Origin of the sequence: Vibrio mytili (assembly GCF_049563345.1) — a bacterium.
Taxonomy (GTDB): Bacteria; Pseudomonadota; Gammaproteobacteria; order Enterobacterales; family Vibrionaceae; genus Vibrio; species Vibrio mytili.
On record NZ_CP110481.1, the window covers coordinates 863,060 to 883,911 of the forward strand.

Annotated in this window: 21 protein-coding genes and 1 pseudogene; 2 read left to right on the top strand and 20 right to left on the bottom strand. The window is 45.2% G+C overall.

What is annotated here, in order from left to right:
• Window positions 1–50: 50 nt before the first annotated feature.
• From ONE56_RS04055 to ONE56_RS04090, 8 genes and pseudogenes are all read right to left on the bottom strand, one after another.
• A complete protein-coding gene (locus tag ONE56_RS04055) occupies window positions 51–626 on the bottom strand; it encodes an AAA family ATPase (RefSeq protein ID WP_423840258.1) in 576 nt (191 codons plus the stop codon).
• Window positions 623–1,060 carry a PTS sugar transporter subunit IIA gene (locus tag ONE56_RS04060; RefSeq protein ID WP_423840259.1) on the bottom strand — a complete coding sequence of 146 codons (438 nt, stop codon included), beginning with the start codon at window positions 1,058–1,060 and terminating at the stop codon, window positions 623–625. Before ONE56_RS04060 ends, ONE56_RS04055 begins: the two co-directional genes overlap by 4 nt.
• 7 nt (window positions 1,061–1,067) lie before the next feature.
• Window positions 1,068–1,361 carry a hypothetical protein gene (locus ONE56_RS04065; protein ID WP_423840260.1) on the bottom strand — a complete coding sequence of 98 codons (294 nt, stop codon included), beginning with the start codon at window positions 1,359–1,361 and terminating at the stop codon, window positions 1,068–1,070.
• Between the two features lie 59 nt (window positions 1,362–1,420).
• Entirely contained in the window at window positions 1,421–2,263 is an 843-nt protein-coding gene (locus tag ONE56_RS04070; protein ID WP_423840261.1) for a class II fructose-bisphosphate aldolase, read from the bottom strand.
• Complete coding sequence (locus tag ONE56_RS04075) at window positions 2,250–3,623, bottom strand: PTS sugar transporter subunit IIC (protein WP_415679312.1); 1,374 nt, start codon at window positions 3,621–3,623, stop codon at window positions 2,250–2,252. The genes ONE56_RS04070 and ONE56_RS04075 overlap by 14 nt, the downstream gene beginning before the upstream one ends.
• 40 nt (window positions 3,624–3,663) lie before the next feature.
• Window positions 3,664–3,951 (bottom strand): PTS sugar transporter subunit IIB, encoded by a 288-nt coding sequence (locus ONE56_RS04080; protein WP_041154217.1) that lies wholly within the window; start codon window positions 3,949–3,951, stop codon window positions 3,664–3,666.
• A gap of 24 nt (window positions 3,952–3,975) precedes the next feature.
• A complete protein-coding gene (locus tag ONE56_RS04085) occupies window positions 3,976–4,956 on the bottom strand; it encodes a 6-phosphofructokinase (protein WP_041154216.1) in 981 nt (326 codons plus the stop codon).
• 515 nt (window positions 4,957–5,471) lie between these two features.
• Window positions 5,472–5,567, bottom strand: a pseudogene (locus tag ONE56_RS04090) (reverse transcriptase N-terminal domain-containing protein); the annotation flags it as partial.
• 975 nt (window positions 5,568–6,542) lie between these two features.
• Here ONE56_RS04090 and ONE56_RS04095 point away from each other — a divergent pair.
• Complete coding sequence (locus ONE56_RS04095; RefSeq protein WP_423840262.1) at window positions 6,543–7,298, top strand: hypothetical protein; 756 nt, start codon at window positions 6,543–6,545, stop codon at window positions 7,296–7,298.
• 420 nt (window positions 7,299–7,718) lie between these two features.
• The gene (locus ONE56_RS04100) at window positions 7,719–8,933 is read left to right on the top strand and encodes a biosynthetic peptidoglycan transglycosylase (protein WP_423840263.1); all 1,215 of its coding nucleotides are present in this window, start codon (window positions 7,719–7,721) and stop codon (window positions 8,931–8,933) included.
• A 190-nt stretch (window positions 8,934–9,123) separates the two neighbouring features.
• Here the strand turns inward: ONE56_RS04100 and ONE56_RS04105 are convergent, their stop codons facing one another.
• From ONE56_RS04105 to ONE56_RS04160, 12 genes are all read right to left on the bottom strand, one after another.
• The gene (locus ONE56_RS04105; protein ID WP_041154213.1) at window positions 9,124–9,468 is read right to left on the bottom strand and encodes a YajD family HNH nuclease; all 345 of its coding nucleotides are present in this window, start codon (window positions 9,466–9,468) and stop codon (window positions 9,124–9,126) included.
• A gap of 161 nt (window positions 9,469–9,629) precedes the next feature.
• Entirely contained in the window at window positions 9,630–10,853 is a 1,224-nt protein-coding gene (locus ONE56_RS04110) for a beta-ketoacyl-ACP synthase (protein ID WP_423840264.1), read from the bottom strand.
• Window positions 10,850–11,575: a 3-ketoacyl-ACP reductase FabG2 gene (locus tag ONE56_RS04115; protein WP_041154211.1), complete on the bottom strand. Its 726-nt coding sequence runs from the start codon at window positions 11,573–11,575 to the stop codon at window positions 10,850–10,852. The genes ONE56_RS04110 and ONE56_RS04115 overlap by 4 nt, the downstream gene beginning before the upstream one ends.
• Window positions 11,572–12,036, bottom strand: a complete 465-nt coding sequence (locus tag ONE56_RS04120) for a hotdog family protein (RefSeq protein ID WP_423840265.1) — start codon at window positions 12,034–12,036, stop codon at window positions 11,572–11,574. Before ONE56_RS04120 ends, ONE56_RS04115 begins: the two co-directional genes overlap by 4 nt.
• Complete coding sequence (locus ONE56_RS04125) at window positions 12,029–13,216, bottom strand: beta-ketoacyl-[acyl-carrier-protein] synthase family protein (RefSeq protein ID WP_423840266.1); 1,188 nt, start codon at window positions 13,214–13,216, stop codon at window positions 12,029–12,031. Before ONE56_RS04125 ends, ONE56_RS04120 begins: the two co-directional genes overlap by 8 nt.
• Before the next feature lie 17 nt (window positions 13,217–13,233).
• Window positions 13,234–13,845, bottom strand: a complete 612-nt coding sequence (locus ONE56_RS04130; RefSeq protein WP_423840267.1) for a DUF3261 domain-containing protein — start codon at window positions 13,843–13,845, stop codon at window positions 13,234–13,236.
• Complete coding sequence (locus tag ONE56_RS04135; RefSeq protein WP_423840268.1) at window positions 13,842–16,184, bottom strand: MMPL family transporter; 2,343 nt, start codon at window positions 16,182–16,184, stop codon at window positions 13,842–13,844. The genes ONE56_RS04130 and ONE56_RS04135 overlap by 4 nt, the downstream gene beginning before the upstream one ends.
• Window positions 16,150–16,764 (bottom strand): outer membrane lipoprotein carrier protein LolA, encoded by a 615-nt coding sequence (locus ONE56_RS04140; RefSeq protein WP_423840269.1) that lies wholly within the window; start codon window positions 16,762–16,764, stop codon window positions 16,150–16,152. The genes ONE56_RS04135 and ONE56_RS04140 overlap by 35 nt, the downstream gene beginning before the upstream one ends.
• Complete coding sequence (locus ONE56_RS04145; protein ID WP_423840270.1) at window positions 16,764–17,210, bottom strand: acyl-CoA thioesterase; 447 nt, start codon at window positions 17,208–17,210, stop codon at window positions 16,764–16,766. Before ONE56_RS04145 ends, ONE56_RS04140 begins: the two co-directional genes overlap by 1 nt.
• Complete coding sequence (locus ONE56_RS04150; RefSeq protein WP_423840271.1) at window positions 17,210–18,763, bottom strand: HAL/PAL/TAL family ammonia-lyase; 1,554 nt, start codon at window positions 18,761–18,763, stop codon at window positions 17,210–17,212. The genes ONE56_RS04145 and ONE56_RS04150 overlap by 1 nt, the downstream gene beginning before the upstream one ends.
• Window positions 18,747–20,453, bottom strand: a complete 1,707-nt coding sequence (locus ONE56_RS04155) for a glycosyltransferase family 2 protein (protein WP_423840272.1) — start codon at window positions 20,451–20,453, stop codon at window positions 18,747–18,749. The genes ONE56_RS04150 and ONE56_RS04155 overlap by 17 nt, the downstream gene beginning before the upstream one ends.
• Window positions 20,446–20,814 carry a 3-hydroxyacyl-ACP dehydratase gene (locus ONE56_RS04160; protein ID WP_423840273.1) on the bottom strand — a complete coding sequence of 123 codons (369 nt, stop codon included), beginning with the start codon at window positions 20,812–20,814 and terminating at the stop codon, window positions 20,446–20,448. Before ONE56_RS04160 ends, ONE56_RS04155 begins: the two co-directional genes overlap by 8 nt.
• Between the last annotated feature and the right edge of the window lie 38 nt (window positions 20,815–20,852).

Consider the following 20,852-nt stretch of genomic DNA (forward strand, 5'->3'; position numbering starts at 1 on the left):
GATTATCAGGGGAGCACTTCAAATTCGAGCATTAGAAAAAAACACCATTGTTATGCCGTTTTTTTCTCGGGGGTGCTGAGAAGTTCTGAAATCCGAGAGTACAACCACTCCATATCTAAACACTTATCCTGTTCAAGACGAATCACTGAGCCAATACTCATTGGTTCGGCTCTATCCGCAAGCGCGGCTAGCTCTGGCAGGTATTCGTGTTTTGGATGTTTATCGGAGCGATGCGGGATCCGTTCTTCATATCTTTTGGCTACGGTCGTCCCAGAAATCTGGTTCCAAACTTCGATAACTGTATCGACTTGAGCTTCATAGAGGTAGTGAATCAGGCTTTCTTTTGGCTGAAATCCAAACCACGCATCCACGACAAAGATATGGTTTTGGGGAGCTTGTTTAATGATATCCCAAATCACTTGATACGCTGCTTTGCCAAGTTCACGGTTAATCGTACGATTGTAGTTTTCAACCGTTGCCATGAAAGGCTCTTTGATCGTATCGATGGAAAGATACGTGATATTAAAATAACGGGCGATATTGTACGCAACAGAGCTTTTTCCAGACGCTGGTACACCATTCACCAAAATCACGGTCTTTCCAGTTGAGGCGATATTTTTACTCATATCAACTCCAGTAACTGTTCCTGTGAGCGAACCTGACGAATGGACTGTATTTTGTCATCGTCATCCAGCATTGAAACGATGGAACCTATGCCTTGCTCTATATGACCATTGCTGTCAGTGGCACCAAACATAATGATAATATCGGCTGGGACGCTGCCGTTAAATGAAATAGGCTTATCAAGCAATACTAAACTAAAGCAGTTTTTTAACACCCCACATTCAGGGCGAGCGTGGGGGATAGCAATCCCTTCATCAAAGACATAATAAGCGCCATTGTCGCGAGTGCTATCAATGACAGAGTCCGCATATGATTCGGTCAAATAACCATTTTTTATCAGCGGCTTAGCAGCCAGCTGGATGACCTTTTCCCAATTGGGTTCATCGACACCTATCTGGATGGCTTCCGATTCAATCAATAATTCTTTTATATTCATATCTCGCCTAAAAATTTTTTCTGGTTGTGTTTCTAAGCTCGTCGATTTTTATAAACAATTCATCGACTTTATGTTGGTATCCTTGGGTTTTGGCGAAAATTTTGAGTGCTTTGTTGTACTCAACCATCAGTTTCTTTTGTGTATCAAAGTTCGATTCATCTTGATGTAATGCCGTTTCCAACTTAAGGATACTTTCCTCTATCTCCTGAGCACTGACGGTATCGCTCTGAACGTTCGACTTTGTTGCCGCAGGGGATGGACGAGGTTTAGATTGAAACAAAGATTGGATCGCTTTCAACATAAGAGCTCCTTTATTGACTGCCGGACAACCCAGCAGTCATACCTATATAGAAGGGTGTTTTATTGAAAAAGTTGAATTTTCTGTTTCAATACTTCCTGCACCGCATTGTTAGCTGGAATTAAGAACTTACGTACGCTGTCATCCACTTTGCCTTCCGCACAGGTTTTCTGAACATTACCAACCCACTGCACATTCATTTCTGTACCGACGTTAACTTTCTCAATACCACTGGCAACCACCAATCGCATGTCTTCATCACTCACACCCGTACCGCCATGTAACACCAAAGGCGTTTTTGTCAGGCTAGTAATTTTTCTGAGTAGTTCATGCTGAATGTTGGTTTTTGCTGTGTAAGAGCCATGCACCGTCCCAATAGAGATCGCCAACATATCCACACCGGTACCGTCAACAAACGCTTGAACTTCTTCTGGCGTGGTAAAGGCAATATCACTTTCCGCAACCGCTTTTCCGTCTTCACTGCCACCAATCGCACCTAATTCCCCTTCAACCGTCACGTTACGAGGGTGAGCGTATGCAATGACCTCTTTCGTATTGGCGATGTTTTCTTCCAACGGCAAGTGCGAGCCGTCATACATGACGGAGCTGAAACCGGTGTCGATAGCCAATTTGATATCGTCAATGTTTGAGCAATGATCTAAGTGCAAACAAGCGGGCACCTCTAGGGTTCGGGACAGGGATTTGATGGAATCCACTATCAACTCGTGACCTAAGAATTGCGCTGTCCCTGTTGAGATCTGAATCATTAATGGAGACTGAGTCTCCTGAGCCGCTTTGAAAAAGGCTGGCAGCATTTCCAAACAGTGGAGGTTAAATGAACCAATCGCCTGGAAGCCTCTTTCCTTCGCGATAGCTCGTAATTCAGTAAAGTTATACAGTTTCATTGGTTAATTCCTTTTGTTTGGTTTCAGAGTCGATACTGCGGTGAACAAAATAAGTAATAGCGATAATAAAGACGGTAAATAGAGCAACAAATGTCCAGTTGCCGTTGAAGGCGTTGCCTAGCAGTAAGCCGGTAGAGATAACGTCAGAATCACTAAAGGTGACGCCCACAAAGCCGTAACTTTCTAATAACGGGATAAGAATTGCGGGTAAGAAGGTGATGAATAAACCATGCACAACACCACCGATAATAGCGCCTCGTCTTCCACCCATAGCGTTACCAAAAATGCCCGCTGTGCCACCTGCAAAAAAGTTAGTGAGCAGACCCGGTAGAATCATCGCCAGACCAAACATCGGGAAAACCAGCATGCCAATGATGGAACCAACGGTCGTAGAAAGGAAACCAACAATGACGGCGTTTGGTGAATAAGGGAACAAGACCGGACAATCCAAAGCAGGTTTTGCATCGGGTACCAATTTCATGGCAATGCCACGGAAAGCAGGAACCAACTCGTTAAGCAATAGACGAACACCTGCGTACAGCACAAACACACCGGCCACAAAAGTGATGGATTGCATGAATGAGTACATCAAGTAGTTGATGCCATTCGCCATTGGTTCAATGTATTCAGGGCCTGCGACAAGCGCTGGGATCAAGTACATCGGGACCATGACCACCGCCATAGACAGGTAGGTATCATTCAAGAACTTGAAACCATCAGGCAGTTCAATGTCTTCAATGGATTTTGAGTTTTTACCAATAAGCTTGGCGACCGCCGCTTGCACTAAGTATCCAATGGTGCAGAAGTGTCCTAACGCAACATCATCAGATTCGGTGATTTTTCTGACGATAGGCTGAGCCAGAGCCGGCATGACAACGGCCATGATCCCACCGAAAATACCGCCAGTTAAGATAAGTGGCAGACCAGTTAAGCCCGATTTGTAGCCAATCACGGCACCAATAGTCGCCATCCACAAGAGTGCTTGCCCTGTGAGGAAGATATACTTCCAAGGAGTTAAGCGCGCAATAATAATATTGGTAATGAAAATAACTAATAAGGTTAAGGCAACTTCAGAGCCTAGTTCTCTATTGGCAAGCCCAGCGATAGCGGCAACGTCTGTGATGTAACCCGTCATTCCAAAACCATGAGTAAATATCTGGTTTAAGAACGTTAAGGTCTCAACAATAATATTGATACCTGCCATCATTACCAAAAAACCGAGTAAGGTTTTAAAGGTACCTTCTACTGTTTTACCAACAGATTTCTTTTGTAGAATTAGACCTAGCATTGCAATAAAAGCAATTAATATTGATGCCTGACCTAATAAATCATGGATTATAAAGTTAAAAAAAGCGTTCATAGATGACCTCTATGTTTTATTTATTTGTTTGACTTTTTAATTAAACATTTAAAAAAGGAGTGAGTTTTTCTTCTATTTCTTTTTTATCTGTCAATTTATTTAAAGATATTATTTTTGAGGATTGGTTTTCTGTTGCATCAGAACTTAATACATCCGCAAATGTCTTTTGAGTCAGTATCACATCATAATCAAATGCACTGGCTCCAGAAACGTCGGTATGATCAATCGTAAAATCAACACCAAGCTTTTTTAAAACCGTTTTTGCGCTCATTTCTATTGCAAAGCTAGAACCAAGCCCACATCCACAAACACAGAGTACTTTAATCATGTTATATCCTTTATTATATTAGATTTAGATTATGTTTAGGTCTTTTGCGAGTTTCACGTAATGGTCGTCCTTTTCCGTTTGTCTCCTTTGTATACTGGACAGATCAATGGGGATTGCTCTGTTACTTGAATTAATAATGATGGCTTTATTTGTTAACCCTGATTGAAGGCACCGTATCACTTCTTTAGCCATTAAAGTGCCTTGATACAACTCTTCACAGCAAGGTTCACCTGAGCGTAAGCTAAAACCGAGAATGGCTTTCCTAATCCTTGTTGAAACAAGGGGTTCAAGCTCTGTTATCACGGTGTCAATAGCCCCCTGAAATCCGGGATAATACTCTTTTGTGTAACCTTCGGAGCACAAAATAACCACAGAGTTTTGTACTTTAAGTCGCTGATTTATCTTCTGTGATAGCGCTTCTATAGAAATAGGATATTCTGGGATCAAAGCGATATCTGCGTTAGATTTTATTGCCGATTGTAATGTTAATTCACCAGAATAAGCGCCCAGCAATTCAACCATAAAAATACGATTAGGTAGTGCTCTTCCGGTCATTCTAAGCTTTTGGACTTCAAGCCTGACTTGTTCACAAGCAGTGGAGAAACCTATGGTATAATGACTACCACTAACATCATTATCTATGGTCATTCCGACACCAAAACAATTAACACCGTATAGTGATAATCTATTGAGAAATTGAAGAGACCCATCTCCACCGGCTAAAATTAATACATCGATTTTACTTTTATTTAAGTTTTTAACTATTCTTAAATATTCACCTTCAACAAGTTTATTTTCTGTTCTACCAGACGTTAGTATTGGCATTGGTGACAATGCGTAATCAATTAAGTCTCGGTAAGTGGCTTCCTTAAACTTGTCATTGAGTAATCCATTGATTCCACCATCGTACAAAACAATATCTGAGCACGTATTTTTAGATATTTGGAGAAGGAAGTTATTTATACCAACGGCATCACCACCACTGATTGCTATCGCTATTCTCATAAATCCTCCCCTTAAGTTGATGACTTCATTTTGGCTTTTAGGTGGATTATTTTTTTGAATCAAGTCACAAAGATATTCAATTTCAACTTGCTGTTATGATTAAATCGCTATTTTCAACAGTTATTTTTGTGATGTAAGTCACTTTAAATATTAAGCAGAAACGAATATAACTTATTGTTTTATATGTTTTATTTTTAAATCGCCCCCTAAAAAATAGTAAGTCGTATTAAGAGCCTTAATATAAGCTTAATAATGTGATGCCTTTCTCATTTATTCGGGGAAATAATTTGACTAATGAAATCATTTTGTATCTGGGCTGCTTTCTTTCTCTGTTATTTAAACTTTCTTGTGTCTAATTTTGTAAACCTCACCGCTGCGCCATTACGCGTAGAGCACAGAAAAATAAGAAAACACGGGAAATCACGACAAACACAGAAATAAACCTGACCCTCTCGGGGCGTAGCATTGGGTGGGCTGATGTGGGTAATGTGCGTTTTCTCTTCGGAGAGTGTTAAGCCTCTATTGTGTGATACCCGCTTAACAGCAATAATTTTTTCTGAGCGCGAGTGTGTCAGTATCCAGTGCAACGCTTTTGCTTTGCCGCGTTTACCTGCATAACTATCGGCCACAGAGGCTTTCCCTGAGGGAGTGATACAGGCTTACCGTATTCCGTATGTTACGCAATGTCAGGGTAGATGCTCGCTATGGTGCGGAGAGTTCAATGATCACGAAAGAGCATGGGGTAATCTCTTTCCGACGCTTTTCCCTTTTTGTTACAGTGTATTAACCACTTCCGCTGTTTCAACGTATAACGCACCTTCTGCGAATTAACGTATGTTCATCATGCTGACGACCTAGCACTCACCCAATTTTGTGGTTATCAGGAGGATCGTCCTCTCACGGTTTCAATCCCGATTGGCAAATGCCAACCTTCGTTACATTGTCAGAGCCGCTACTTCATTCAGGCTCCTAGGGTCTGTTGATGTTTCGAGATGATTTTTGCAGCGAGTTGTTGAGGTTTTATACAAGGAAGAGGCTTTGTGGTGCAGCTAGCCTACACGAGGAGCCGATGACGCAGTAGAAAAGCTCAACAAACGCTGCCCTTCGGGTTCGAGCTAGGCGCCCCACTAAAAGCATTTTATACGGCGTTAAGTTTCATTTACTTAGAATAACTAGGTTTCAATCAACTTGCCTTGTCTAAAATGCTTTTATCTCGAACAAAATTTAACCACGAAACTGAAGCACTTCAAGTGGTTGTCTTTGCGCTGTTGTCCAACTGAATTTTTATCCGTAAGTTACCGTTTTAATTTGCAAACTTTGCTGGCTGAAAAGATGAAACTAACACGGGGCTTAAGTCGGATTTCTAACGCTTGGTGAGTTTGGTTTCAATTGCGACAGCGATTTTTACGGCGTAAATTTTGAGTTGAGTGTTTGCGTTATCAGGCACTTAGTTTAGCATTAGGCATCAAAAATTGCTTCGAGGTATACGGTTGAAGACGATAAAAAGTAGCTTCTATCCTGAGTGTGATCTTGAGAATAAGAACAACTATAAACGAGTGTTCTATATCAAGAGAGATGGGAATATAGTGGAAAAAATTGTTTTAGATGTCCTAGACCCTTTTCACAGAGAAACACTTATTTTCACACATTATCTAAGTCACTTGGTCAGGAATTTTTGTAAAAAAAATATAGGTATTTATCTAACTTCCCGAGATAAGCCTTGGGACTTCCAAATTGAAACAAGTGAGAATTCAAAGTTCAATGTTGAAATAACCTCAATAGCTGAGTCATATAAAGTCTTTAATAACCACTCTAGTGAGGAACGTTACACTAAGTGGAAACAGCAAAAAGAAATACCACTGCACGAGCTTATCAAGCTAGGAAAACTCTTTCCAAGTGATGCTATCAATAGTGTTGTTCAAGAGTTTTTACTGGCGGGTATTGGTGAAAACGATTTGGTCTTTAACCCTTTGTGTTCAAAAGAGAGAACCGTGTTTATTAGTAAATTACCTTCTCCAGTGAAAATTGCTGAAAAGGTACTTTTAGATAGTATTTCAAAAAAAGCAGTGAAGAGGCATGAAGGTAAAGATCAAACAGTAATTATCATTGATAACCGTACTATGTCACTTGAAATGGACGACTTTTACTCGGCTTTACCTAGCATCTCAGAATACTGTGAATCGTTGGATTTTCCGGAAATATGGTTATATACAGGGCATTGCTCAGACGATGATGGTAATAATGCTGACTTTAGTTTTATTCCCATTAAAGTCCGTCAATACCAAGCCAAAGTTTTGAGCTTGATGGCTGAGCAAAGTGAGTGTGGGAAGTTTGTGTGGTAATGCTACCTTACAAACGAATATGGCAGATATTTACCCTAAGCATACCTAATCCGTTAATCACTAATTTAGCAAAACATGTAGTTCTGAAATGTCCAAAGGTGTGCCGACAGGGCAGGAAACATGAAATGCCCAAACTTTTTTGTTAAATCTATCAGTAACTTGACACCACCGAAGTATTCACTGAGCTTGTTAGTTTTAATGCGTCTACAACCCTCAATTCTTGATTGGGTCGACTATAAGTATAGCAATACCGAGGTAGTAATTATTGTTGGAGGTGGCTACAAAGTATTGTAAATTTTGAGCTTTATACCATCCAGCGTACAAAAAAGTGAGAATATTGAGAGGCCGAATGTCCTGTATGAAAACTGCCAGTAGTTATTCAGGTATATAGTTTATGTTATTGTTTAAAAGAACTAAATCATGATTTTTCGGCAAGATTGGATCATGCTTCAGCGCGAGGTAGATTTGCGAGTGATAGAGGTCTACGAAGGCCTTCCGGAAATACTATTTGAGATGCTAGTTACTGGTGAAGATCATCGATTTTGGTGTCACAACGGTTTTGACTCCATAGGGCTAACGCGTGCTGTTTGGCAAACAATAGCAATTGGTTCAAGGCAAGGCGGGTCTACAGTAGCCATGCAATTGGTGCGAACTTTAACTGGCGACTATGAAGCTACCGCCTTGAGAAAGCTAAAAGAAATATATTTGGCTGTAAGACTAACTAAGTATTTAGGTCGACATAAGATACTTAAACTCTATCTTTCGGTAGCGTATTTTGGATGGAACATGCATGGTGCTAATGCAGCGTGTAAGAAGTTAAATCTATCATTAGAGTCTCTCAGTGATGAACAAGCGGCTTCAATCATAGCGCGTCTCAAGTACCCAGAGCCAAAATACAAAAGTATCCGTAAAGAAGAGCTAATTAACGACAGAGCGTTGTACATAGTTGCTAAAAGCATAAGGTTAAGGAAAAAGAAATATATGAAGTCATTTAGTGTCCCAGAGCCGTTAAGGCATGTTCTTGGTACTTACCCTAATGCTGGAGAGATTAAAGAAGCAGCAAAAGGTGGTGATTCGGCTAAACATGCAATTGCAAGGCAGTGGTTATCGGAAGGTATCCCTTATGCTTTCAAAGACTGTCCGGGTGTTTATGAGTCTCTTCGTACTTGGATAGCAATGCGGTTAGATATTGACCCAAAGGATGTTAACTTAACAGGCAGCGCTAGGTTGGGCCAGTCATTAGCTCCTAGCAAGCTGGGTAAGCAGTTCGATAGCACATCTGATTTGGATATTTTCATTGTCTCACCTAACCTTTTTGGTAATTTGAAAAATGACTTTTTTTCATGGTCGGACGACGTAGATTCAGGGTATATAAAGCCATCTAATGACAGGCAATCTCGATTTTGGTCAGATAACTTATCACGGTGCCCAAAAACTATCGCCAGAGGTTTTATTGATGTCCATATGATCCCAAATTTAAACCAATATGACACAGCACAAAGAATAGCCCAAACGTTGTACCTAATGACCGAAAAGCTTGCTGTTACTAAGGGAGCACCTTCAATCAAAAAGGCTTCAATTCGGTGTTACGAATCTTGGGAAAGTTATGTGAGGCAGGTGTCTCTAAGTCTCTAGGCTTTAATTGCTCAGCAACTTTTCGGCACGATGATCGCTAGCAAGGTTTTGTCCAAAAAGCGTTTAGGGGATAGTGGGTGATTATGTCAGTAAACCAATCGTTCAAAGGCAAATTGGGTGACGCCGATGAACGATAAGTTGGTATACATTGGATAAACCACATCAACTGCTGCAACGTGGCTTTCACCCATCACTTCTTCATCATTTTGGCTAGATCAGCAAATGGGTTATAGGTGGCACCTTCGTGCTCATCTTCGCCGGGCTTAATCTCGCTGCCGTAACGTTCATGTTCTAGGTATTTACTGTGCTCATTGTCGTGGCAGTAGAGACACAATAACTCCCAATTACTGCCATCTTCAGGATTGTTTGTGTGGTCGTGATCTTTGTGGTGAACCGTGAGTTCACGCAGGTTAGAGTAGACAAATTCTCTTGCACACCTTCCGCATACCCAAGGGTAAAGTTTCAGGGCTTTTTCTCGATAACCGGCTTCTTTACGTGCGTAGTTGGCACTGCTTCCGTAGTAATCTGATGACATGGTGGTTTCTCTAAGTGTTCTTATCTTGATGTGTTCGATGCTAGCACGAACATTGACGATAAAAAGTGACCAAGGCTACGTCTTATCTTGCTACTGAGGTTAAGCCTTAGTTGGAAATCCGCACCGAATGTGAACGGTGCGGATGAGCGGTTCGGGCCATGTTACAGCTTTTTGAAAATGATGGAGGTATTGATACCGCCAAAGGCGAAGTTATTACTCATCAAGTACTTGACGTCGAGTTCTCTGCCTTGTCCGGTAATGTAGTCCAAATCGCCACACTGGGCGTCTATGTTGTCCAAGTTGAGGGTAGGGTTAAACCATCCGCTGTGCATCATTTCTAGGCCTAACCAAGCTTCAATGGCACCACAAGCGCCAAGTGTATGGCCGAAGTAGCTCTTTAATGAGCTGATGGGGACTCTACCCAGTGCGTTGGCTGTGGCGTTGCTTTCAGCAATATCACCGCGCTCGGTTGCGGTGCCATGTGCAGACACATAATCAATTTTATCGGCTGGTAACCCGGCATTTTGCAGGGCCATTTCCATACAGATTTGCATGGTGTCCATTTGTGGTTGAGTCACATGGGCGGCATCGCAGTTGCTGGCAAATCCGATGATTTCCGCATAAATTTTTGCACCTCGAGCGACTGCGTGGTCATATTCTTCCAGTACGAGCGTACCTGCACCTTCGCCGATCACCAGACCGTCACGGTCAGTATCGTAAGGTCGTGGTGTGCTTTGAGGGGCTTCGTTTTTCAGACTGGTTGCAAATAAGGTATCAAAGACCGCAGATTCGGTCGGGCAAAGCTCTTCCGCCCCGCCTGCTACCATTACAGTTTGGTAACCGTGTTTAATCGCTTCGTATGCGTATCCAATCGCTTGGCTCCCAGACGTACAAGCACTGCTGGTGGGAATCACACGTCCTTTTAAACCAAAGAATAACCCCACGTTTACCGCTGTGGTATGAGGCATCATTTGAACATAGGTCGTCGCAGTGATGGCTTTGGTCGTTTTGTCATTTAACATCACGCCGAATGCACCAATGGCGTCGGTACTGCCAGTTGATGATCCATAAGCAATACCAGTTTGGCCATTGGTCAGCACGGCATTGCCGAGTAAACCGGCTTGGTCTAGTGCATTCTCGGTCGCGACCGTTGCCAGCTTAGAGACTCGGCCCATCCCACGTACTTGCTTTCGCTTATAGTGCTTCGGTAACTGGAAATCCGGTACGGGAGCAGCCAGTTTGGTGTTTAAACCATCGTACTGTTCGTAGGATGCCATATACTGAGTGGCATTTTGGCAGTCTCGCAGCTTGGGTTCGACGGAGTTCCAATCGTTACCAAATGCTGTGACACCAGACATCCCTGTGACGACGACTCGACGGTTCATACTAAACCTCCGTTTACAGAGATAACTTGACGAGTCACGTAAGCGGCGATGTCCGACATAAGGTAGCTTACCAAGCCTGCGACTTCTTCTGGCTCGCCCATACGGCGTAAAGGGATTTGCGGCATCGCATGTTCTTTCACGTGCTCATCAACCATGCCAGTATCAATCAGGCCTGGCGCAACGCAGTTCACGGTGATTTTCCGTTTTGCTAACTCCAATGCCAGAGATTTGGTTGCCCCAATGACGCCTGCTTTTGCTGCGCTGTAGTTGGTTTGGCCGCGGTTACCCATTAAACCAGATACAGAAGCAAGTGTGACGATTCGACCGCCTTTGCGTTTCTGTACCATCGGCATTACGCAAGGGTGGAGAACGTTATAAAAACTGTCGAGGTTGGTGTGAATCACTCCGTCCCATTCTTCTTCTGTCATGGCAGGAAACGCAGTGTCTCTGGTGATGCCTGCGTTGTTCACTACACCGTAATAGGCCCCGTGTTCTGCGATGTCGGCTTCTAACTTTTCTCGGCATGCTTCACGGTTACTAATATCAAATTGGATCAATCGACCTGAACCGCCATTGTGTTCAATGAGTGTTAATGTCTCTTGGGCACCTGCTTGGTCGCCCATGTAATGTACGACCATGTGGAAACCATCTTTGGCTAACTGTACCGCGATGGCTTTGCCTATACCTTTGCTTGCACCTGTAACGAGGACTTGTCGGGTCATTGTTGACTCCTAATTTTCATTTCTTGTAATTTTTCTTTTGATGGCACGTAGACGTTTAACTGACAAGTTGCCACGGTGGCCCCTTGTCGCTCCATTCTGGCAGAAAATACCGCCATGCCATTGTCTTCCATTAGTTTTTCTGCGTATACGTCAAGCACTTCACCCAGAGAGAACGCGTCACATTCAGAGGTGTACCGGCGGCTGCCTAACAAAAAACCGATTGGTGATGGCTGTTGCTTTAAAAATGCGTGGTAGCCAGACCAAGCCGCGACCGATTGCGCCATAAACTCGATGCCCACATACGCTGGCACGGTTTGAGAAACGGAATCGAAAAATGGATTGTGCGCGCCAATTTCTACCTGACAATGGATCGAGTCTTGCTGCACATCGAGCGCACGATCGACCAAAATCATTGGCTTATCGTGCGGAAGAAGTTGTTCGATAGGAGGAAGTTTAGTCATGAGCGTAACCAAAGATAAGACTAATGTTGTTGCCCCCAAAGGCAAATGAGTTACTGAGAATGGCTTTTTCTCCGAGTTTAGTTGGTTCGTTTACCAATGTTACCTCGATGCCGTCGTCTTTATTTTGGCAATGCTGGATCGGAAGCGCCAAATTGTATTTGAGAATATGCCAAGCAATGGCTGCTTCTGTGGCACTGGCTGCCCCTAGGGTATGTCCAGTCAGGGGTTTGGTTGAGCTCACCGGAACCGAATCGCCAAAACAGCGCTGAATCGCTTTGCTTTCCATCGCGTCATTCAGTGGCGTTGCGGTGCCATGTGCGTTGATATAGCCAATGTCTTCGGCGGTCAAGCCCGCATCTTGCAGTGCTTTTCGCATCGCTTGTTCTGCGCCTAATCCTTCCGGGTGCGGGGCTGATATATGATGAGCATCGGAGCTATCACCTGCGCCCAGTAAGGCAACACGAGCCGGAGCGTTGCTTAACAGCATGATCGCAGCAGATTCACCAATATTGATACCATTGCGATGCTGGTCAAAGGGTTTACAGTGGGTGTCGGACAACGCTTCTAGCCCGTTAAAACCATTAACGGTCAGTCGGCATAGCGTATCTACACCGCCCACGATGACCGCATCAACCACTCCAGAACGCATTAAACGTTGCGCAGTGAGAAAGACGCGACCACTCGAAGAGCATGCAGTCGAAATGGCGTAATGCGGACCAGTTAAATCAAAATAGGCCGCGATAAAATCACTGCAGTTACCCATCTCTTGTTTGCTGTAGTGGAAGTCAGAAGGAAAGGCGCCATTCGTCGCTTTTTGTTCCAGAGCGATTTCACCATCCGCGATGCCTGACGTACTGGTACCGATCACTACCGCGATACGGTCTCGGCCATAACGAAGAATTGCATCTTGTACATCAGACTCAATTTGTTGGAGGGCGGAGAGGGCAAGGCGGTTATTTCTACTATCAAAGTGATTCAATGCGCCAGGTAGAGTCGGCAGCGATTCTGCGACTAGACCAAGCACCGTTTGGCGACCTGAGTTCAAAATATCGCGGTCGACAACCATGTTTGACGTTTTGGCTCCTGACAAACATTGATGAATCGCTTCGACATCGCAGCCCATGGCGGAATGAAAGCCGCAGGCTTGGATATACAAAGGTTGGGGAGAGCGAATAGACATAGGGTCGTTCTTTATTATTAATTTATCTGATGCTGTAGTGTTTGAATAGAAATTGAAAACGCTTGTTTCTGGTGATGAAACTCAATATCTCCCTCTAGGTGATTGGAGGAACTGTACTGAATAACAATCACAGATTCACCGTCACCATCAACAATGGTGCGTGAGTATGGTGTATCAACCATTCGCCAGCTTACCTTATTTAATGGGCCTTCCCAAGCGGAACTCGGCCACAGTGTGAGCATCAGGTTAAACAACACCTGTTCTGGCTGTGGTAGTGACTGTTGCAAACCATTGAGCACTTCTGTCTTTACTTTATGTCCATCGTAAGACAGCGAGAGGATACGAGTACCCCAAGAAGAAAAACCCGCTAACACCACATCCTGGTTTGTGACTTGCAACTGGACGGGAAGTTGTTCGGTTTTCTTGTTTCCTGCTACTTGCCAAGATGCTGTGATCAACTGACTTGCCGTTAACGAGTGACCAAGGCTAGCTGGTGTAGGCAGCGTAATCTTGATGTTCGGAGCAGCTTCTACCTGCGTTGATGCATGTTGCGGCACGAGGCTACAGGCTCCCAACAGTAGGCCGAATAGAACGATCGTAGCGCGGTAAAACGTTTTTAGTTTGCTCATGAGGTCACTTCCTCTGATTTTATGGCCATAGGTGAGAGCAGCCAAGCCACGAAAATACCGCTGAGTACCGTGATGCCAAAACTATGAATGGCGTGGGTTTGGCTCAGTGACAATAACCCAAAGGACAGTACCGTCGTGATGGCAGACAAAGTGATCGCCAGTAATGTGCTTAAACTGCGGGCTTTCTCGGCGAAGAATAGCGTGTAATCAATGCCAATACCGAGTATCAGGATCAGTCCGAGCAAATTGAACAGGTTGAGCGTTGCTCCCGTAGCGGCTGCGGTTGCCAGTCCACATGCACATGCAATCAGGGACGGTAGAAAAATTTGCCGGCTGTGGGCTACGCCATAGCGTTTGATTAACACGAGCAAGATAACCGCACTGGCGGCGGCCAATAGTTCCATAATCTTAACGCGATATTCGCCAAACAGTGACGAGACTTCTTCCGCTTTGTTTAGGTAGGTGACATTGGCTTCAGATTGGGTAAATGCCTTGACCACTTCTGGATGTTGCAGGTGGTTGAGCACGATAATGGCAGCAGAAAGCCCTTCTATCTTGTTCAAATAGAGAAAACGTATCGGTGCAGAAACAGGGTGTTGTAAATACGCCTCTAGCGTGACAGGAGCAAATGCGTCGTTGAGTTCCGGGAGGTCGCTGAGTTGCAATGCCGTGCTCAGTTGGTTTGCTTGGTTCGCATAAAGGTCGCGTATGAGCTGATGATCGTGCTGCTGACGTTCAATCGAGCTCACATACTGATGCAGGCTCTGATAGCCTTCAATAACGTGCTCAGATTGCCATGAAGCTAACGTTGGCGTTAGCGATTCCAGCTGTTCTAGTAAACGTTGATTATTTTCTGCGGTGACGACCAACATTTGTTGCGAAGATTGCATGCCGCTGAGCTTGGTGACCAGCGCTTCTTGCTGTTTGAGGTCTTTTGGCATGGCTTGCAGCAGATGAATATCGTCATTGTAGTTAAGGCCCACTAAAAAGTAGCCACTGAAAAGGGTACAAAGGGTCGGCAGTCCTATTTTTAACCAAGGCTGCTGCCATACTTTCAGCCAGCTGGACAACAGTGAACGCCCGGGTAACGTCGCGTTGGGATGTGATGGTAGAGAGGCGAGCAATGGATACCAAGCCACGACCGTCGCGTAAGCAGCCACTAACCCAATCGAAGAAAATAGAGCAAGTTGTTGTAGCCCTGGGAATGGCGCGACCAGCATACCGAGGTAGCCAATTAAACTGGTGACTAACCCAAGCGTAATGGCGATGAAAATATGCTTGAGACCTTTTCGGCTGTCCCAACTGGCGCCCGCTGCGAGCCGCTCAGTGAGATAGTGGAAGGCATAATCGATGGAGACCCCGATCAAGCTGGCACCGAAGACTAAGCTAAAGAGATGCACTTTGCCAAATATCCACGTTGTGATTGAAAGTGCGACGAGCAACCCGATGGCTATCGACAACAGGGCGAGTGACAAAGGCATGGCACTGCGGAATATGAAGAGGAACAAGAATACAATACCAAGCAGCGAAAAAACGCCAATGGTACTGATTTCGGACTTAGCACTTTGGGTGCCAAAGTCGGCGTAGAACAAGACACCTGTGTGAGCGATGTCTGCGTGAAATGCCTTTTCGACGTTCTCTTCTAGCGCACGAATATCAGGCACCGCTTGTTGCCCTTTAATACTGTAGGGTGAGTGATTGAGCTCTGCCGTCACAAGCAAGTATTGTCGACCTTCCTTCTGCGTCGATAGGTAGCCGTTATCCAGTCGGAAAGACGAAGATTGTTGCGTAACTTGCGTTAAATAGTCCCGAAATAACAAAAAGGGGTCACTTTGCAGCTCTTGCCCGGTCACGCCAGAAAACGGGTTATAAAGGGACTGCACAACGTGTTGAACCTGCTTCGCTGGGTTGTGACTTAGGCGTGTTCTCTGTTCTGGAGTCAGAAACTGAAAACGGTGCTGGAAGTAATAATTGGACCACGCTTGCTGCTCTTGCAAAGAGATCTTACCAACCACCTTATTAAAGTGTGGCATTTGGCGAAGCCCTGACTCTAAGGCGGATACCGCTTGGAACAACGCTTTTTTCTCCGTCGCGGTCAGCACAAACACGACTTTGTCACTCAGACTGGCAGAGACGGATTCAAATGCTTGTTCCGCAACCGGGTTCTGCTGATTCTTCGGCAGCAGTTTTAATATGTCGGTCTCTATTGGCGAGTTTGCGTTCCACAACCATTGTTTGAGCAGCAATACGCTGGCCAAGACAACAATGCTTAGCCAAGCCAGAGCCAGGGACCGCGAACCAAGGCTAAAACGAGAAGCGGAATTGGGCGTCTTCAGCATCCGTCAGTTCCTGTGGTATCGAAGTTTGATGGCTAAATTCAATGTCAGTTTTATCACCACGTAATTCTTGCAGCGTGAGGTTGTCAATGTGCTCGTTACCAGATAACACAATCGACTTAAAGACAGCGTTAAGGGGGGGCTGCTTAGGGGCTAATACCAATCGCCACTGACCTTTATCGGCTGAAAAATCCAATGAGAACTGCGTTTTTAAAGCGGTTGTATCACCGTGAAACACAGACAGAAAAATACGGCTGAAATAGAACGCCATTGGGTTATCTTTGGCAGAGATCGTTTTTGGTTCTTGATCGGCAAACGTTTGACGAAGTTTGTTCTCAGTGAGGACTAAGTTGACTGGAAACGGTGTGTCCTGTTGCCACAGCAACCCATGCATTTGACTGAGTGTAAAATGACCGCTGGAACGCAAAGGCTGATTGAACATGTCAAGATGACGCTGTTGGGTAAATTCGCCGCGCACTACTGGATGTTGCGATAGCTGTTGTTGTAGCGACGCCAGGTCGGTGACATTTGCCGCCGCGGAAACCGAAAACAGTAGCGCGAAGGAGAGAAGCCATTTTTGCATCAATTGACGTTCCCTTGGTTATGCCACTGTGTCACTTTGTCCAAAAAAACCGATGGTGAGACAAAACACATTTCTTGTGTTTCGATTGAGACCGCGACTTGAGTCGTGTGCGCTTTACACATGCGTTGATGGCTGTCGGCATCGTAAATGACGTAATCCACGCGTAGACGATTTTCCCACTCGGTCAGCTTTGCCGTAATACGAATTCGATGATTGAAGGGGATCGCTTTGACATATTTGACCCGAGTGTCGATGATCGGCCACATGTATCCTGAATCTTGCATGTCACGATAGCTGTATTGAATTTTCTCCATCAATACGCGGCGCGCTTCTTCGAAATAACGAAAAAAGTTACCGTGATAAATCACGCCCATGGGGTCGGCATCTTGAAATGAGGTGACCATTGTCACCTCCGCTTCTAATGGATAGAGAATTGGGTCTTGCATTATGCCTCCGCGTACAATGACCAGTGACGTTGCTGAATTCGCCCAATGAAGTGACGCAAATCCGACTCTAACGGGCGATCTTCAATCACAAATTCAAACTCGGTTAGAACGGCATCACGAATCATTCGTAAGTTGTTGCTCATATGGTGTTCGTCTAATTCGTTATGGCGACGACGAATTTCAACCGCTTGTACACTCGCGAGCAGTGATGCTGCGGCAACTTGCTCGGTGAGCTCCAGCACACGCAAGCAATCGCGAGCCGCAATGGTGCCCATGCTGACTTTGTCTTGGTTATGGCATTCTGTCGAACGGGAGAATACGCTTGCTGGCATTGTGTTTTTCAGGGCTTCTGCTGTCCAGGCAGAAATGCCAATCTGCACGGCTTTAAAGCCATGGTTGATCGGTTTACGTTCGCCTTCTGCACCGGTTAAGTTAAACGGTAGGCCATTGTTAAACTTATAATCCATCAGCTGTGCCATTTGTCGATCCAACAAATCAGCCAGGTTGGCAATGTTCACTTTCAACGTATCCATCGCCATGGCAATGTGACCACCGTAGAAGTGACCACCATGCAGTACACGCTCGTTGTCGCCATCAATGATAGGGTTGTCGTTGGCACTGTTGAGTTCATTTTCTATTAACTGTCGTAGCCAAGGTAGAGAATCTTGCACCATACCAATAACGTGCGGGGCGCAACGCAGCGAGTAGCGATCTTGCAGTCGGTCACTGTTACGAGGTGGACGTTCGGCGTTCAAATCGTCTCTCAGCCAACGAGCGACTTGCTGTTGCCCTGGATGTGGTTTGACCGCGAACAGAGCTTCATCAAAGTGGAAATCATTGCCTTGCATACCAACCGATACCATTGCCGTAATTTTGGTGCACAGCTGCGCCAGGTACTCGGCACGTTTGTAGGCGAGGCAGGCTAGGGCGGTCATGACAGACGTGCCGTTCATTAATGCTAAGCCTTCTTTAGGCTTAAGGCGGATAGGGTCGATACCGAGTTCGGTGAACACCTCGTGCGTTGGTCTCACGTCACCTTTGTATAGAACTTCGCGCTCACCGATGAGCGTGGCCGCCAAATAAGACAGAGGGGTTAAATCACCGCTTGCACCAACCGAGCCTTCTTGCGGAATACGTGGGGCAATGTCGTGATTAATCAGTGTCACAATTTGGTTGAGCAAGTCATGAGAGACGCCAGACACACCTTGAGATAATGAACACAGGCGGGTGGCGAGCACCGCGCGGGCTTGTTCATGAGTTAAAATCTGCCCCAGTCCACAGCCGTGAAAACGCGTCAGATGAAGTGGTAGTTCATCCACCAATGCGGGCGGAATTGCCACAGTACACGAATCACCATATCCGGTTGTCACGCCATAAATCACGCCTTCTTCTCGCAGCAAACGTTCCAAAAATGCTACTCCGCGGTCGATTTTAGCGTTGAAGTCCGATGATGCATTCATGGTGGCTTTCGCCCCGTGCGCTATTGCAACCACATCTTCAATCGTAAGCGGTTGAGCACCAAAAGTAATGTTGTGATTAGTGTTGTTTGTCATGTGGCTGATTACTTAACGTCCAGAAGTTAAAAAAGTTATACCATTGCAAAGGCGCTTGCAGCGTGTGGTGTTCTAATCGCTGAGCATAGCGTTGTACGACCTCTTCCAAGGCGTGTTGGCGCGTTTTACGCGGTAAGCTGATTTGGTCACTAAAATGTTCAAAATAGACATTAAAGTGTGGCGTACTCGCAGTATCATCTCTTAAGCCAAACAGGAGATAAACGGGGGCTTTTAACACGGAAGCGAGCATAAATGGCCCCTGCGGAAATGGCGCGGGCTGACCAAGAAAGTCCGCCCAAACCACGCGACTCTCTTTGCTGGTGGAAGTGCGATCGCCAACGATCACCACCCACTCACCTTGCTCGATTTTCTGTTGCAGCAAAATAGCGGTATCTGGTCCCATCGAGCTGACTTGGATAAGGTTGAGTTCTGAACTCGGGTTCACCGCCTTCATCACGGCATTAAACTGCTCAGCGTGTTGGGTAAAGACTAACGCATTGATTTTAATATTAGAGTGACGGCGGCCTAATGCGCGACACAGTTCAATATTCCCCAGGTGAGAGCCAAGAATGAGCACCCCTTGTTTTTGTTGCGCCATCTCTTCGAAGTGATGCTGACCATGAATCGTCAGGTTGTCGGCACTAAAGTCACCTTGCCACGCCGCCAGTTTGTCGAGCATAGTGCGACCAAAAGAGAGCAGGTGTTGGTAGCTGTTTAACTCTTGGGGTAAAACAATATTCTTATCCTGAGCATACGGTTTCAAAATAGACAAATAATGTTCAGAGGCTTCTCGAGCCGACTTTCCTGTCCAGTGATAGTAACGCATGACCAACTTTAAAATCAGATCAAACACTTTTCGACCAAACAGACGATAAACTGCCAGCAAGAGTTTGATGCCGAATACGGTGCCTTGTTCTTTTCGCTTAGACCAATGCGTGTTGGTGTCGTCAGATTTGGCTGTTTTCCGCAACAATAAAGAAGGAGTACGTGGCAACATGCCAAAGAATAAGCGGGTGTGCATCCAACTGATTTTAACGTTGTCCCACAACACATCAAAGTGAGAAATGCCACCTTCAGGGTAGATCACGCGCGTTGGGACAAAATCAACATCGATCCCATCCCAGTACATTCGTACCATTATTTCGGTATCAAAATCCATGCGTTTGCCGATGTTATATTTATCCAATACAGCAACGGTTTGACCAATAGGGTAGGCACGGAAACCACACATGCTGTCTTTGATTGATAAAGACAAGGTTTCGATCCACACCCAAACGTGGGTAGCGTAGCGTCCGTACAAGCGAGATTTAGGCACACTGTCATCATAGATTGGCTGACCAGAAATCAGCATATCCGGCTTTGATTCACTGGCACTCAGTAAGGCCGGCAGTGCCGTCAGGTCGTGCTGTCCATCCGCATCGATCTGAATTGCGTGACTATATCCTTGCTGATGAGCATGACGTATACCCGCCATGACAGCGCCGCCTTTACCTTGATTCTCAGCAAGGGTGATTAATTCAATACAGTCTTGTTGTTGCAGCGATGCCAACGCACGCTTGGTGATGCCGTTACTGCCATCGTCGACGATGATGACTGGCATAGCAAAGGGCAAGAGCGATGTCACGACATCGGCAATGGTAGTGCCGTGATTGTAGCAAGGGATCAAAAAACACGGGCGATACTCACTCACTAGGCAGCCCCAGTTTCATTTTTCCGGATGAATGCGTGTTCTGTGTGTCATGGCTACCCGAGGTGTATTTAAAAGCCAATTTTCCTTTTTCACCATCCCAGCTCAGGGCTAAGTGAACGGTTGAGTTGGGTAGGATGGGCTCTTGGAACTTAATCACTTCCATTCCTTTAAATGCAGTGGGTGTTTTCAGGTACTGGATGGCATAGAACAGCGCCCAGTCAATTTGCGTGACACCGGGTAAAAGCGGAAAGTGAGCAAAGTGTCCCTTAAAATCGAGGATGTCTTCATCAACTCGTAGCACCAGTTCAGCGGTGTTTTGGCTCACTTCAATATGTTTAATTGTCGGTTTTCTTTTTTCCATATGATTTATTGCTACTGGAGCTGCCTTGTTACTGGAGC

Bases quoted from the DNA above. Each gene is read 5' to 3' on its own strand.
- ONE56_RS04100 (WP_423840263.1), top strand. From the start codon at position 7,719: ATGATTTTTCGGCAAGATTGGATCATGCTTCAGCGCGAGGTAGATTTG.
- ONE56_RS04110 (WP_423840264.1), bottom strand. From the start codon at position 10,853: ATGAACCGTCGAGTCGTCGTCACAGGGATGTCTGGTGTCACAGCATTT.
- ONE56_RS04055 (WP_423840258.1), bottom strand. From the start codon at position 626: ATGAGTAAAAATATCGCCTCAACTGGAAAGACCGTGATTTTGGTGAAT.
- ONE56_RS04145 (WP_423840270.1), bottom strand. From the start codon at position 17,210: ATGCAAGACCCAATTCTCTATCCATTAGAAGCGGAGGTGACAATGGTC.
- ONE56_RS04080 (WP_041154217.1), bottom strand. From the start codon at position 3,951: ATGATTAAAGTACTCTGTGTTTGTGGATGTGGGCTTGGTTCTAGCTTT.
- ONE56_RS04120 (WP_423840265.1), bottom strand. From the start codon at position 12,036: ATGACTAAACTTCCTCCTATCGAACAACTTCTTCCGCACGATAAGCCA.
- ONE56_RS04150 (WP_423840271.1), bottom strand. From the start codon at position 18,763: ATGACAAACAACACTAATCACAACATTACTTTTGGTGCTCAACCGCTT.
- ONE56_RS04105 (WP_041154213.1), bottom strand. From the start codon at position 9,468: ATGTCATCAGATTACTACGGAAGCAGTGCCAACTACGCACGTAAAGAA.
- ONE56_RS04160 (WP_423840273.1), bottom strand. From the start codon at position 20,814: ATGGAAAAAAGAAAACCGACAATTAAACATATTGAAGTGAGCCAAAAC.
- ONE56_RS04075 (WP_415679312.1), bottom strand. From the start codon at position 3,623: ATGAACGCTTTTTTTAACTTTATAATCCATGATTTATTAGGTCAGGCA.
- ONE56_RS04070 (WP_423840261.1), bottom strand. From the start codon at position 2,263: ATGAAACTGTATAACTTTACTGAATTACGAGCTATCGCGAAGGAAAGA.
- ONE56_RS04135 (WP_423840268.1), bottom strand. From the start codon at position 16,184: ATGCTGAAGACGCCCAATTCCGCTTCTCGTTTTAGCCTTGGTTCGCGG.
- ONE56_RS04065 (WP_423840260.1), bottom strand. From the start codon at position 1,361: ATGTTGAAAGCGATCCAATCTTTGTTTCAATCTAAACCTCGTCCATCC.
- ONE56_RS04140 (WP_423840269.1), bottom strand. From the start codon at position 16,764: ATGCAAAAATGGCTTCTCTCCTTCGCGCTACTGTTTTCGGTTTCCGCG.
- ONE56_RS04130 (WP_423840267.1), bottom strand. From the start codon at position 13,845: ATGAGCAAACTAAAAACGTTTTACCGCGCTACGATCGTTCTATTCGGC.
- ONE56_RS04060 (WP_423840259.1), bottom strand. From the start codon at position 1,060: ATGAATATAAAAGAATTATTGATTGAATCGGAAGCCATCCAGATAGGT.
- ONE56_RS04115 (WP_041154211.1), bottom strand. From the start codon at position 11,575: ATGACCCGACAAGTCCTCGTTACAGGTGCAAGCAAAGGTATAGGCAAA.
- ONE56_RS04125 (WP_423840266.1), bottom strand. From the start codon at position 13,216: ATGTCTATTCGCTCTCCCCAACCTTTGTATATCCAAGCCTGCGGCTTT.
- ONE56_RS04085 (WP_041154216.1), bottom strand. From the start codon at position 4,956: ATGAGAATAGCGATAGCAATCAGTGGTGGTGATGCCGTTGGTATAAAT.